Source organism: Nocardioides sp. Iso805N (assembly GCF_000364605.1).
Classification (GTDB): domain Bacteria; phylum Actinomycetota; class Actinomycetes; order Propionibacteriales; family Nocardioidaceae; genus Nocardioides.
Genome location: NZ_KB822583.1, coordinates 128,050 through 139,693, shown reverse-complemented (window position 1 = coordinate 139,693; position 11,644 = coordinate 128,050). Strand labels below are relative to the sequence as shown.

Annotated in this window: 14 protein-coding genes; 7 read left to right on the top strand and 7 right to left on the bottom strand. The window is 69.3% G+C overall.

The genetic code is table 11. From position 1 onward, the window contains the following. The 4 genes from H036_RS26005 to H036_RS0117550 form a co-directional block, all read left to right on the top strand. The coding region (locus H036_RS26005) for a hypothetical protein (protein WP_026146141.1) at positions 1-464 on the top strand (464 nt) is incomplete at its 5' end. 86 nt (positions 465-550) lie between these two features. Further along, a complete protein-coding gene (locus tag H036_RS0117560; RefSeq protein WP_017936119.1) occupies positions 551-1,126 on the top strand; it encodes a nicotinamidase in 576 nt (191 codons plus the stop codon). Between the two features lie 70 nt (positions 1,127-1,196). Further along, positions 1,197-1,598, top strand: a complete 402-nt coding sequence (locus H036_RS23460; protein ID WP_017936118.1) for a MarR family winged helix-turn-helix transcriptional regulator — start codon at positions 1,197-1,199, stop codon at positions 1,596-1,598. Further along, positions 1,595-2,839 carry an MFS transporter gene (locus H036_RS0117550; protein WP_232421898.1) on the top strand — a complete coding sequence of 415 codons (1,245 nt, stop codon included), beginning with the start codon at positions 1,595-1,597 and terminating at the stop codon, positions 2,837-2,839. Before H036_RS23460 ends, H036_RS0117550 begins: the two co-directional genes overlap by 4 nt. Before the next feature lie 183 nt (positions 2,840-3,022). Here the strand turns inward: H036_RS0117550 and H036_RS0117545 are convergent, their stop codons facing one another. From H036_RS0117545 to H036_RS0117530, 4 genes are all read right to left on the bottom strand, one after another. Next, positions 3,023-4,810 (bottom strand): DEAD/DEAH box helicase, encoded by a 1,788-nt coding sequence (locus H036_RS0117545; protein ID WP_017936116.1) that lies wholly within the window; start codon positions 4,808-4,810, stop codon positions 3,023-3,025. Further along, positions 4,807-5,085 (bottom strand): DUF3039 domain-containing protein, encoded by a 279-nt coding sequence (locus tag H036_RS0117540; protein ID WP_017936115.1) that lies wholly within the window; start codon positions 5,083-5,085, stop codon positions 4,807-4,809. The genes H036_RS0117545 and H036_RS0117540 overlap by 4 nt, the downstream gene beginning before the upstream one ends. A gap of 22 nt (positions 5,086-5,107) precedes the next feature. Then, on the bottom strand, positions 5,108-5,662 hold the full coding sequence (locus H036_RS0117535) for a YqgE/AlgH family protein (RefSeq protein ID WP_232421897.1): 555 nt from the start codon (positions 5,660-5,662) through the stop codon (positions 5,108-5,110). Between the two features lie 137 nt (positions 5,663-5,799). After that, positions 5,800-6,321: a hypothetical protein gene (locus H036_RS0117530; protein ID WP_017936113.1), complete on the bottom strand. Its 522-nt coding sequence runs from the start codon at positions 6,319-6,321 to the stop codon at positions 5,800-5,802. Positions 6,322-6,458: 137 nt separating this feature from the next. Between H036_RS0117530 and H036_RS0117525 the strand changes: the two genes are divergently transcribed. Next, positions 6,459-7,175 carry a TetR/AcrR family transcriptional regulator gene (locus tag H036_RS0117525; protein WP_017936112.1) on the top strand — a complete coding sequence of 239 codons (717 nt, stop codon included), beginning with the start codon at positions 6,459-6,461 and terminating at the stop codon, positions 7,173-7,175. Positions 7,176-7,288: 113 nt separating this feature from the next. Here the strand turns inward: H036_RS0117525 and H036_RS0117520 are convergent, their stop codons facing one another. The 3 genes from H036_RS0117520 to H036_RS0117510 form a co-directional block, all read right to left on the bottom strand. Next, positions 7,289-8,350: a DUF3048 domain-containing protein gene (locus H036_RS0117520; RefSeq protein ID WP_017936111.1), complete on the bottom strand. Its 1,062-nt coding sequence runs from the start codon at positions 8,348-8,350 to the stop codon at positions 7,289-7,291. 138 nt (positions 8,351-8,488) lie between these two features. Beyond that, positions 8,489-9,262, bottom strand: a complete 774-nt coding sequence (locus tag H036_RS0117515; protein WP_017936110.1) for an SDR family NAD(P)-dependent oxidoreductase — start codon at positions 9,260-9,262, stop codon at positions 8,489-8,491. 49 nt (positions 9,263-9,311) lie between these two features. Beyond that, positions 9,312-9,740 (bottom strand): HIT family protein, encoded by a 429-nt coding sequence (locus tag H036_RS0117510; RefSeq protein ID WP_017936109.1) that lies wholly within the window; start codon positions 9,738-9,740, stop codon positions 9,312-9,314. A gap of 23 nt (positions 9,741-9,763) precedes the next feature. On the opposite strand from H036_RS0117510, the gene H036_RS0117505 reads away from it, so the two are divergent. Both H036_RS0117505 and H036_RS25525 read left to right on the top strand, forming a co-directional pair. Continuing rightward, on the top strand, positions 9,764-11,188 hold the full coding sequence (locus H036_RS0117505) for a pyridoxal phosphate-dependent decarboxylase family protein (RefSeq protein ID WP_017936108.1): 1,425 nt from the start codon (positions 9,764-9,766) through the stop codon (positions 11,186-11,188). Positions 11,189-11,234: 46 nt separating this feature from the next. Next, positions 11,235-11,393: a hypothetical protein gene (locus tag H036_RS25525; RefSeq protein ID WP_017936107.1), complete on the top strand. Its 159-nt coding sequence runs from the start codon at positions 11,235-11,237 to the stop codon at positions 11,391-11,393. Positions 11,394-11,644: the final 251 nt, after the last annotated feature.

Sequence of the window (11,644 nt, the reverse complement as noted above, 5' to 3'; positions counted from 1 at the left end):
AGTTCTTCCTGGCCATAGTTCTCGGATCATCTCGCTTCCCCAGCACCAGGTGCTGGATTCAGCGTGTCCAAGAACCGGGGTCAGGCCCCACCATCGCCGACCTGCAGGCCGGACTCGATGAGTACCGCGTCGCGAACAACACCCGCCGACGTGTCTACCTCCAGGGCCTCACACCCCAGCAGCGCTACGAGCTGGGACCCCTGGACAGCCCCACCGGAGCAGGCTTCACCATGCCGCTGATCGTGACCGACAAGCCCTCCACCGATAGCGGCAACATCACGGTCAACAACCACCTCGTCGGACTGGGGCGAGCCTGGGCCAGAAAGACCATGACCGTATTCCAACAGAACAACCAGGTCACGGTGTTCCATGGCAACCAGCTCGTTGTCGAGTTCGAAGCAACAACCCAACGACGCGTCTATCAATCAGCCAACCCAAGTGGCACAGTGTCCGCGAAGTCCTGAGCCGAATGTGTCCGCGATGTCCTGAGACATCACAGCGGCCCCGGCGCCCCGCTGACACTCACAACTCCAGGCACTACCGTCGGACCATGGCACGCGCGCTGATCGTGGTCGACGTCCAGAACGACTTCTGCGAGGGCGGGTCGCTGCCTGTCGCGGGTGGGGCTCAGATCGCCCACGACATCGCAGAGCTGCTGCGGGCCCGCAGCCAGGCGCTGCCAGGGGCGTCCAGCTACGACCGCGTGGTCGCGACGAAGGACCACCACGTCAACCCCGGGCACCATTTCGGCAACCCGCCGGACTTCGTCGACACCTGGCCGGCACACTGCGTGGTGGGCACCGACGGTGAGGCCTTCCACCCCAACCTGGACCCGGAGCCGTTCGACCAGATCTTCCGCAAGGGCGAGCACCAGGCCGCCTACTCCGGCTTCGAGGGCACCACCCCGGACGGCATCGCTCTTGGCGCCTGGCTGCGCGCGAAGGGCATCACCGAGGTTGACGTGTGCGGCCTGGCCACGGACTACTGCGTGCGTGCCACCGCTCTCGACGCCCAGCGTCAGGGGTTCGGCACGCGCGTGCTGACCGCGCTCAGCGCTGGCGTCGCGCCCGAGACCACCCAGCGGGCGCTGGCAGAGATGGCCGCGGCCGGCGTGGCGGTCGTCTGAGCCAGGCCCCTTCGCCGGCACCGCGTACGACCCTTGCGAGATAGATAGGCAAGGTATATAGTTTCTCAATGTGACTGACTCGAGTGGTGAGCTCGTCCTCCTGGCCGGCAAGCTGATCCGGCAACTGCGCCGTGACGTCAACATGCCGGCCGCCTACCGCGTGCTCGCCACGCTCGACGACCTGGGCTCGGCCGGCATCAGCCAGCTCGCCGCCGCCGACGGCATCTCACAGCCGACGATGAGCACCCAGGTCGCGGCCCTCGTCCAGGAGGGGTACGTCGCCAAGGCGCCCCACCCGACCGACGCCCGCGCGCAGGTGCTGAGCCTCACCGACTCCGGCCGCGCGTACCTGCGGGAGAACCGCCAGCGTCTCGCCGAGAGCATCCGCGGCCGTCTCAGCACACACACGGAGAGCGACGTCGCGACCGCGATCGCCGTCCTCAAGAGCCTCACCGAGAAAGGAAACGCGTGAACTCCCCCGCTATGCAGCCCGCGACATCCACGGGCTCGCTCCTCCACCAACCGCGCGCCGTGTGGGCCGTCGCCTTCGCGTGCGTCGTCTCCTTCATGGGCCTCGGCCTGGTCGACCCGATCCTGGCCTCTCTGAAGGAGAGCCTCGGCGCCACCACCGGCCAGATCTCGCTGCTGTTCACCTCCTACCTGGTCGTGACGGCGGTGGCGATGCTGATCACCGGCTTCGTCTCCAGCCGGATCGGGGTGAAGCACACCCTGCTGCTGGGCCTGGCGATCATCGTCGTCTTCTCCGCCATCGGCGGCTGCATGAACAGCGTCGGCGGCATCGTCATCGCCCGTGCCTTCTGGGGCCTGGGCAACGCCCTGTTCATCGCCACCTCGCTGGCCACGATCGTCTCGCTGTCCGCCGGCTCCCTGAAGCAGGCCGTGCTGCTCTACGAGTCCGCGCTCGGCATCGGCATCGGCCTGGGCCCGATCGTGGGCGGCCAGCTCGGCCAGCACATCAGCTGGCGCGGCCCGTTCTTCGGCGTGGCGGTCCTGATGTTCATCGGCCTCGTCGCCACCTTCTTCCTGCTGCCGGCCACCCCGAAGCCGGAGGCCAGGACCTCGATCGCCGACCCGATCAGGGCGCTGCGCTACCCCGGCCTGCTGGTGGTCTCGCTGGTCTCGCTGCTCTACAACTTCGGCTTCTTCACCCTGATGGCGGTGGCTCCCTACCCGCTGCAGATGTCACCGGCCGGCGTCGGCTGGGTCTTCTTCGGCTGGGGCGCCGCACTGGCGTTCACCTCGATCTGGGGCGCGCCGTGGCTGGAGAGCAAGATCGGCACCATCGCCGCGATCGTGTCCGCCCTGCTCGGCTTCGCGATCATCCTGGCCGCGATGGGCCTCTTCTCGGCGCACCACACCGTGCTGATCGTCTGCATCGTGCTCGCCGGTCTGTGCCTGGGCATCAACAACACCGTCATCACCACGCTGGTGATGGGTGCGGCACCGGTCCCGCGGCCGGTCGCGTCCGCGGCGTACTCCTTCGTCCGGTTCTTCGGCGGTGCCGTCGGCGCGTACGTCGCCGGCAAGCTCGCCGAGCACAGCTTCCACACGCCGTTCTACCTCGGTGCCGGCGTCACGCTGGTCGCGCTGGTGCTCCTGCTCTCCTTCCGCCACCTCATCCCGACCTCCAGCGCACCGAGCCACGGCTCGGAGCAGGAGGCCGAGGTCCTGGAGACGGCCGACATCGACTGAGACGTCGAAAGGTCACCTTCGGCGGCTCGAGAGGTCCCCTTCGGCGGGTTGAGTGTCCACTTCGACATTCGGCCCGCCGAAACTGACCTCTCGGCCCGCCGAAACTGACCTCTCGGCCCGCCGAAGGTGACCTCTCGGCCCGCCGAAACTGACCTCTCGGCCCGCCGAAGGTGACCTCTCGGCCTAGGAAGAACGGCGCTCGGCCGCCCACTCCCGGATCCGTTCGATCCGCGAGCGCAGCTGGTCGCTGGTGGCCACCGCAGCGGCCGGACCTCCGCACTCCCGCCGCAGGGCGGCGTGCGTGATGCCGTGCGCCTGCCCGGTGCGGTGGTGCCAGGCCGCTACCAGCCCGTTGAGCTCGCGGCGCAGCACCGCCAACTGCTCATGGGTGGAGGTCTCCGCCAGTCCATCGGCGGCTGCCCGCCGTCGGGCCTCCTCCAGCCCGTCACCGCGCGCCTTCTGCTGCTTGGCCCGGTCGCTCTGCCGCTGCTGGAGCAGCTGCCGCATCTGGTCCGGCTCAAGCAGCCCCGGAATGCCGAGGAAGTCCATCTCCTCCTCCGATCCGACGTGCACCTCACCGGCGTGGCCGAACTCACCGCCGTCGAAGAGCACCCGGTCGAAGCGGGCCTCCGAACCGAGCGCCTCCCAGGGGCCCATGGCCTCGTCGGACGAGGCCGCCTCCGACGCGTTGGCCTGGGCCATCAGCGCGTCCTCGGCGGCGAAGATGTCGCCGTCGTCGTTGATCTTCTTGCCCAGCACGTGGTCGCGGGCGACCTCCATCTCGGAGGCGAAGCCGAGCAGGTTCGGCACCGACGGCAGGAAGACCGACGCCGTCTCCCCCCGCGTGCGGGCACGCACGAAGCGGCCGATGGCCTGGGCGAAGAACAGTGGCGTCGACGTGGTGGTGGCGTAGACGCCGACCGCCAGCCGAGGTACGTCGACGCCTTCGGAGACCATCCTGACCGCGACCATCCAGCGGTCCTCGCTCGTGGAGAAGGCAGCGATCTTCTTCGAGGCGTCCTTCTCGTCGGAGAGCACCACAGTGGGCGACTCGCCGGTGATGCCCTTGATCGTCTTGGCATAGGCCCGCGCCGAGTCCTGGTCGGTCGCGATCACCAGCGCACCCGCGTCGGGCACGTGCCGCCGGACCTCGGAGAGTCGCTTGTCCGCCGCCTCGAGGACGGCCGGCATCCACGACCCCTTGGGGTCGAGCGCGGTGCGCAGCGCCTGCTGGGTCAGGTCCTTGGTGAGTGGTTCGCCCAGGTGAGCGGCGATCTCGTCGCCCGCACGGGTCCGCCAGGTCATCTGCCCGGAGTAGGCCATGAACAGCACCGGTCGCACGACGTGGTCGGCGAGGGCCTCGGCGTACCCGTAGGTGAAGTCGGCCACCGAGCGCGGGATGCCGTCCTCGCCGGGCGCGTAGGTGACGAACGGGATCGGGTTGATGTCGGAGCGGAACGGCGTGCCGGTCAGGCACAGCCGCCGGGTGGCCTCCTCGAAGGCCTCGCGGACGCCCTCGCCCCACGAGAGTGCATCGCCGGCGTGGTGCACCTCGTCGAGGATCACCAACGTCTTGAAGCGCTCGGTGCGGATCCGCATCGCGAGCGGGTTGACCGCCACACCGGCGTAGGTGACGGCCACGCCGACGAACTCACCCGAGGTCCTGCCCTGGCCCGCGGAGTAGTTGGGGTCGATCGGGATGCCGGCACGACCGGCCGCCTCGGCCCACTGGGTCTTGAGGTGCTCGGTGGGAGCGACGATGATCACCCGGTCAACGATGCGCCGGCCGAGAAGCTCGGCGGCGACCGTCAGCGCGAAGGTCGTCTTGCCGGCCCCCGGCGTCGCCACCGCGAGGAAGTCGCGCGGCTGCTCGTCGACGTACTGCTGCATGGCAGCGGCCTGCCAGGCACGCAGGGACGGAGCTGTCCCCCACGCGGCCTTGTTGGGCCACGCCGGACTGAGGTTGTTCACTCGTCTCCCTCGGGAGGTAGCGACTCCCAGATCTCCTTGCAGTCCGGGCACACGGGGAACTTCGTACCGTCCCGGCTGGGCACCCAGACCTTGCCGCACAGGGCGATGACGGGCGTGCCCATCACCATCGCCTCGGTGAGCTTGTCCTTCTCGACGAAGTGCGAGAAGCGGTCGTGGTCGCCGTCCTCGGTCGGGATCGTCTCCTCGAGCTCTCCCACCTTCTCCTTGACGGCGGTGTCAGTGCCGCCCGAGTTACCGAAGCCGAGGAATCCCATGCCAGCGAGTTTACGCGAGATCTCAGTTCGACTCGGGGTCGGCGGGCCGCGTCGACTGCCAGGCGAGCTCCCCCGGCTGGCGCCGTAGCACGTCGCTCCACAGCGACTCGACGGAGGGCCTGAAGACGTCCTCCCGCCGCGCAGGTACGACGAACCAGCTGCCCTCGGCGATCTCGTCCGCAAGCTGCTCGGCGCCCCATCCGGCGTACCCCGCGAAGATCCTCAGCCCACTGAGGCTGCCCTCGACCAGCTCCGGCGGCGTGTCGAGGTCAAGCAGGCCCAGGCGGCCGTGGATGGCATGGAAGCCGACCGGTACGTCGCCGACGTCGCGCAGCAGCCCGACCGCCAGAGCTGCCTCGGTCCGCACCGGGCCGCCCTCGAAGAGCACCGGCGGCGCGGCGACACCGTCCTCCCACGGCTCGAGAACCTCGCCCACACCCAGCTCACCGGGCCGGTTGAGCACCACCCCGACCGCACCCTCGTCGTCGATGTCGACCATCAGCACCACCGTGCGGAAGAAGTTGGGGTCGCGCAGCGCCGGCGTGGCAACGAGGAGGTGACCCGGCGCGATCTCCATGTCCGTCATCATCGCACCGGTCTCCAGCCGGGCCGAGACACATCGACCCCGGCCCCGCGCGTGGGAGGAGGGAGGGGGCCGCGGCCGAAGCAGCGGTGGTGCGCCAGCACCGAGGTCGACGTGGGATGAATGCCCGATCAGGCGGCGAGGGCCGCCCGGATCCGGCCGAGCAGCGTGGGCCGCTCCGAGGCGCGGCGCGGAGCCGGGACGTACGACGCTCGCGCCGCGGCCTCGATCCGCGCTCCGGCCGGGGCGGTGAGCTGGTCCTGCGGAGCGCCGCGCCCGGCCATGGCGGCCATGAACATCCGCTCCTTGGCGACCGCCTTGCCGAAGGCCTGCGCCATCCGCTCGTCGGCCGGGTTCTGCATGTAGTGATCCAGCACGGCGCGCACGCCGGGCAGCTCGTCGCACACGGCATGCCAGGCGGCGATGACGGCGCCCTCCAGGTCCATCGGCTGGAGGTCGAGCTCGCGCTCGATCCGGCCGGAGAAGGTGGTGTGCCACCTCAGCTGCAGCGCGCCGAGCAGGTCCAGCTCGTTGGCGAACGTGTCGCTCACGCCGTCGACATCCATCGGGAGGCGGCCGTCGCGACGTTCGTCGACCGCCGCGATGACAGCGCGGAGAACCTCTCCGCGGTTGTGGTAGCTCGTCCAGGTCATGGTTCAGCCCCTACGTTGATTGAGTACTCACATACCGTGAGTACGTAACGACGGTACGGTTCATACCGACGGTATGCCAATCTCGCCGCGGGTGATCCTGACCACTTCCGCAGCGACCGAGTGACTAAAGTGACCCGGTGGCCAAGTCCGTCAGCAAGTTCGTGCCGAAAGTGCCGCCGCTGCCGGGCGTGCCCGGGGTGACGCGCCGGCAGCAGTACTCCGCGTCCACCAAGAAGGCGCTCCTGGAGGTGGCCACGCGCCTCTTCGCCGAGAACGGGTACGCCGGAGCCTCGCTGGACGCGATCGTGGCCGGCGCCAAGGTCACCAAGGGCGCGCTGTACCACCACTTCAGCGGCAAGCAGGCGCTCTTCGACGCCGTCTTCGTCGAGGTCGAGACCGGCACCACCAAGTGGATCCGTCAGCAGATCAAGGGCGTCAAGGACCCGTGGGAGCAGGCGCTGATCGGCCTGCGCGCCTTCCTCACCGCTGTGCAGCAGCCGGCGTACCGACGCATCGTCATCCAGGACGGTCCGGCTGTGCTCGGCTACGAGCGCTACCGCGAACAGGAGGAGCGCTCGGCCTTCACGGTCGTCGAGGACATCGTCAAGACCGTGCTGCGCGCCGCCGGGCAGGTCGTGGACGAGGAGATGAACGCGACCTTCGCCAGGATCTTCTTCGGTGCCCTCTCCTCAGTGGGCGACACCGTCGCCGATGCCACCGACCGGGCTGCCGCGGCGCGCCGGGTCGAGGAGGCGATCAGCTACATCCTGGCCGGCATCCAGGCGCTGTCGGCGCAGGGCGTGCACCTGGGCAGCACGGCAGCCGAGGGCAGCGAGACTCCTGACGACGACTGAATCGTCCGTTCACGTCCGCCTAGCCTGTCGAGGCACCTCGACAGGCTCGGCGGACGTTTCTGCAGTCTCGGCGGACGTTTCTGCAGTCTCGGCGAACGGGGTTGGTCAGAGCGTCACTTGGACCAGCTGACGGAGCCGGCCGAGACCGCCTCGCCGCCCTTGGGCACCAGTGCGATCCACACGTGGCCGGCCGGGACCTTGACGGGCGTGCCGTCCTTGGCGGTGAAGGTCGGCAGACCCTCGACGCCGTCCTTGCTCCACTTGACCTTCTCGAGCTTGCCGCCGTGGAAGATCACGGCCTTGCCGTGGCCCTCGAAGTGGGTCACGGGGACGGGGTTGCCCGCAGGATCCTTGTACGGCGCGAGGCTCGTCTTGACCGTGATCGCGACGACGGTGTCAGGGTTGTAGACGCTGGCGCGGTCCATGTAGCTGTTCTGCAGGACGTACTTGCCGGCGGTGTACTTCCACACGTCGTTGCTGCCCGGCGCGTTGCCGATCTTGGTGTTGACGGTGGTGGCGTTGCCGGTGCCCTGGAAGTCCGCGTCGGTGCCCCACTGGAAGAAGTCCTGCGGGCGGGCCGCCTGCTTCTGGGTGCTGCTCGTAGCCAGCTTGCTCAGGTTGGCCTGCACGCTGTGCAGGGTGTCGTGGGTGCCGTCGAGCACGCGACGCACGTTCGGGTTGTTCATGTCGATGAACTTCACGCCCGCCTTGGCCAGGCCGTTGAGCGTCACCGCGGCGGCGCCCGAGGTGACCAGCTTCGCGTTGAGCGGCTTGGCCACACCGATGTCGGTCAGACGCATCGAGCGGATCGGCCCGACCTTGTCGGGCAGCTTGGAGTAGAAGAACACCGCGAGACGGGTGATCCCGCCCTCGACCAGCTCCTGGGTGACCATGTCAGCCTGGCCGATGCCGTACTGCGGCTTGCTGTCGTAGGTGTTGTCGATCTTGGCGATGTAGACAGAGTGCTTGGTCTCCGAGGCACCGTTGGGGGCCGAGAGGCCGGTCAGCGGCCAGGTCGTGGGCGTCGGAGCCGCCGTCGACGACGACGCACCCGAGGAGGCGGCCGGGGACGCCGGGTCGGCGCTGTCCTTGCTGCCGCTGCCGCAGCCGGTCAGCACGACGCTGCCCAGAGCAAGCGGAACGATGGCACGCACGAGGGCGCGGGAAGTGCGCATGGGAAGACTCCAAACGATTCGACACGGGGAATGCGGCACCAGTGTCGCTGATGGACCGACCAGGTGACGAAGGCGCGCCAGCGGCCGCGTCACCTGGTCAGGTCGGAGCACTGCCCGTGACAGGGCCCCACGGGGCGATCAGCCGAGGGTGACGCCGCCGTCGACGTACAGGGTCTGGCCGGTGATGTACGACGACTCGTCGCTGGCCAGGAACGCGGCGGCAGCGGCGATGTCCTCGGGGAATCCGACCCGGCGGACCGGGTTGTGCTCGGCGGCGGCCTTGCGGAAGTCCTCGACCGACATGCCGAGGCGAGCGGCGGTCTGGTCGGTCATCTCGGTGGCGATGAAGCCCGGCGCGATCGCGTTGACGTTGATGCCGAAGGGGCCGAGCTCGATGCCGAGGGTGCGGGTGAAGCCCTGCAGACCCATCTTGGCCGCGGAGTAGTTGGCCTGGCCGCGGTTGCCCAGCGCCGAGGTCGAGGAGACGTTGATGATCTTGCCGTACTTCTGCGCCACGAAGTGCTTCTGAGCGGCCTTGGTCATCAGGAACGAGCCCTTGAGGTGCACGTTCATGACCAGGTCCCAGTCATCCTCGGACATCTTGAACAGCAGGTTGTCGCGGGTGATGCCGGCGTTGTTCATCAGGATGTGGATCCCGCCGAGCTCGGCCACGACGCGCTCGATGGCGGCCTCGACCGAGGCGCCGTCGCCGACGTTGGCACCGATGCCGACGTGCTTGGCGCTGGATCCCTCGGGTGTCGGGAGCTTCGCGGCGGCCTCGGCTGCGGCGGACTCGTCGAGGTCGACGACCGCGACCGACGCGCCCTCCTCGGCGAAGCGGGTGGCTACCCCGAAGCCGATGCCGCGCGCAGCACCGGTGATCACGGCTACCCGTCCGTCGAAACGACCCATGGTGAGACTCCTTCTGCTGTGGTGTCCGGCTGTCTTGTGGTTACCAGCGTCACTGTAACGATGCCCGCAGACGCTCGGCGTACGTCGTCGCCTCGTGATCATCGGCGTAGGTCTGTCGGGGCCAGAAGAACCCGCGCAGGCCGTCGCCCTTGGTACGCGGGACCACGTGCAGGTGCAGGTGCGCGACCGACTGACTGACCGTGTTGTTGTTGGCCACGAAGCTGCCCTGCGCGTCCAGGCCCTCGACCATCGCGGTGGCCAGCCGCTGGGCGTGGGCGAGGAAGCCGTCGCGCAGCCGAGCCGGCAGATCGGGCAGTGTGACGACGTGCTCGCGCGGCATCAGCAGCACGTGACCCTTGAAGACCGGGCGCTTGTCCAGGAACGCCACGAAGTCGTCGTCCTCGATCACCAGCTGAGCCGCGAGCTGGCCCGTGGCGATGTCGCAGAAGACGCAGTCGGGCCGGTCCGATGAGGGCATGGCGCCACCGTAACCTGGGTCACATGACCGCAGACCCGACGCCGGCCTACCTCGCCGATGCCGCACTCGCCGATCGCGAGGACGTGCTCCGCGACCTGTCCCAGTACCTCGCCACCGCCTGGGACTCCTTCGACCGTCCCCGACTCGACGAACCGCACGCCGACCCCGACCTGATCGCCCGGCTGGGCACCGCGCTGCCGGCCGAGCCGTCCGAGCTGCACGCCGCGTTGAGCGACGCGGTCCGGGTGCTCGACGCGAGCCACTCCCCCTCCCGGCCGCTGTTCGTCGCCTACGTCGGCTCCAGCGGGCTGCACACCGGCGTACTGGCCTCCGCGCTGTCGGCGGCGTACGACGCGAACCTCGCCATCTCGGCCGGGGCCGCGGACCTGCTCGACCGGCAGGCGCTGCGCTGGCTGGCCGAGTTCGTCGGGTATCCCGTCGCCGAGGGGCACTTCACCTCTGGCGGCCAGACCTCGAACCTGACCGCGCTGCTCGCCGCCCGCGAGGCCGCCCTGCCAGGCACCCGGGAGAACGGCGTGGACGGGGCTCGCGCGACCGTCTACTGCTCGGACGAGGCCCACCACTCGATCGTGCGCGCCATCGAGGCGGCCGGGCTGGGCAGCCGGGCGCTGCGCCGGATCCCGCTCGACGAGCAGCGCCGGATGTCGGTGCCCGCCCTGACCGACGCCATCTCCCGGGACCGGGCCGCCGGCTTCACCCCGGTCGCCGTCGTCGCCACCGCCGGTACGACGCTGACCGGCGCGGTCGATCCGATGGACACCATCGCTGCCGTCTGCGCCACCGAGGACGTGTGGCTGCACGTCGACGGCGCCTACGGGCTGCCGGCCGCGGCGACCGCCACCGCCGGGCACTGGTTCGCCGGGCTGGTGCAGGCCGACTCGGTCACCGTCGACGCGCACAAGTGGCTGGGGCTGCCGAAGAGCTGCAGCGCCGTCCTGCTGCGCCGGCCCGGCGCCCTGCGGGCGGCGTTCGGCCACGAGGAGCGCTACATGCTGCACGAAGGTGACGTCGCCAACCCGGTCGACACGACCTTCGAGTACTCCCGGCCGTTCCGGTCGCTGCGGCTGTGGCTGTCGATGCGCGTGCACGGGGCCGACCAGTTCCGCGCGTGGCTCGAGGGATCGCTGCACCTGGCGCGGGTGCTGGCCGGCGCCGTACGGGAGGATCCCGAGTTCGAGCTGCTGCACGACCCGATGCTGTCCACGGTCTGCTTCCGGCACCTGGTGCCGGGGCTGACCGAGGAGGAGCTGAACACCCACAACGACCAGCTGGCGCGCACGATGCAGGCGGACGGACGGGTCTTCATCGCCCCCGCCGACGTCGATGGCCGCACGTGCCTGCGGGCCTGCTTCGTGAACTTCCGGACCACGCCCGATGACGTCGGTTTTCTGCTGGAGGTGGCGCGTGAGCTGGGCCAACGATCCTGAGGACGATACGGTGCATCCCGAAGAGCAACCTGTTCAGGAGAGATCGATGACGGACATCAGCAGCAACGAGCAGCACTTCGGCGGCTTCGAGCACAACGCTTACCAGGCGAACATGCACACGCTCGCGATGATCTCGCTGTGGCTGATCATCATCGCCGGCGTGGCCTGCGGCATCTTCGGCTTCTTCTGGGGCCTGTCTCACTGAGCTCCGCGCGGCGCCCATCGGGCAGCCGCGACCCTGATGCCGTCAGGCATTCTCGCCGCCCTGACGTGCGCTGCGTCGTCAGCATGGAGCGGCCCGCGATCGTCGTTGGCCCGCGCCTTGCTGACGCCCAGCCCGGCACGGGCTCGAGGCTGTCCGCGTCGAGCGCCTGAGGTGCGGGAGTCCGAACGTTCACGGCCCGACCTGACAGCGGCCACGATCCTTCTCCGAGACGACCCAGCGCCTATCGCGTC

What these genes read in the sequence shown, in the direction of transcription:
- H036_RS0117520 (WP_017936111.1), bottom strand. Translation starts at nt 8,350, where the DNA reads ATGCGCACTTCCCGCGCCCTCGTGCGTGCCATCGTTCCGCTTGCTCTG.
- H036_RS0117535 (WP_232421897.1), bottom strand. Translation starts at nt 5,662, where the DNA reads ATGGAGATCGCGCCGGGTCACCTCCTCGTTGCCACGCCGGCGCTGCGC.
- H036_RS0117515 (WP_017936110.1), bottom strand. Translation starts at nt 9,262, where the DNA reads ATGGGTCGTTTCGACGGACGGGTAGCCGTGATCACCGGTGCTGCGCGC.
- H036_RS0117530 (WP_017936113.1), bottom strand. Translation starts at nt 6,321, where the DNA reads ATGACCTGGACGAGCTACCACAACCGCGGAGAGGTTCTCCGCGCTGTC.
- H036_RS0117540 (WP_017936115.1), bottom strand. Translation starts at nt 5,085, where the DNA reads ATGGGATTCCTCGGCTTCGGTAACTCGGGCGGCACTGACACCGCCGTC.
- H036_RS0117560 (WP_017936119.1), top strand. Translation starts at nt 551, where the DNA reads ATGGCACGCGCGCTGATCGTGGTCGACGTCCAGAACGACTTCTGCGAG.
- H036_RS25525 (WP_017936107.1), top strand. Translation starts at nt 11,235, where the DNA reads ATGACGGACATCAGCAGCAACGAGCAGCACTTCGGCGGCTTCGAGCAC.
- H036_RS0117510 (WP_017936109.1), bottom strand. Translation starts at nt 9,740, where the DNA reads ATGCCCTCATCGGACCGGCCCGACTGCGTCTTCTGCGACATCGCCACG.
- H036_RS0117505 (WP_017936108.1), top strand. Translation starts at nt 9,764, where the DNA reads ATGACCGCAGACCCGACGCCGGCCTACCTCGCCGATGCCGCACTCGCC.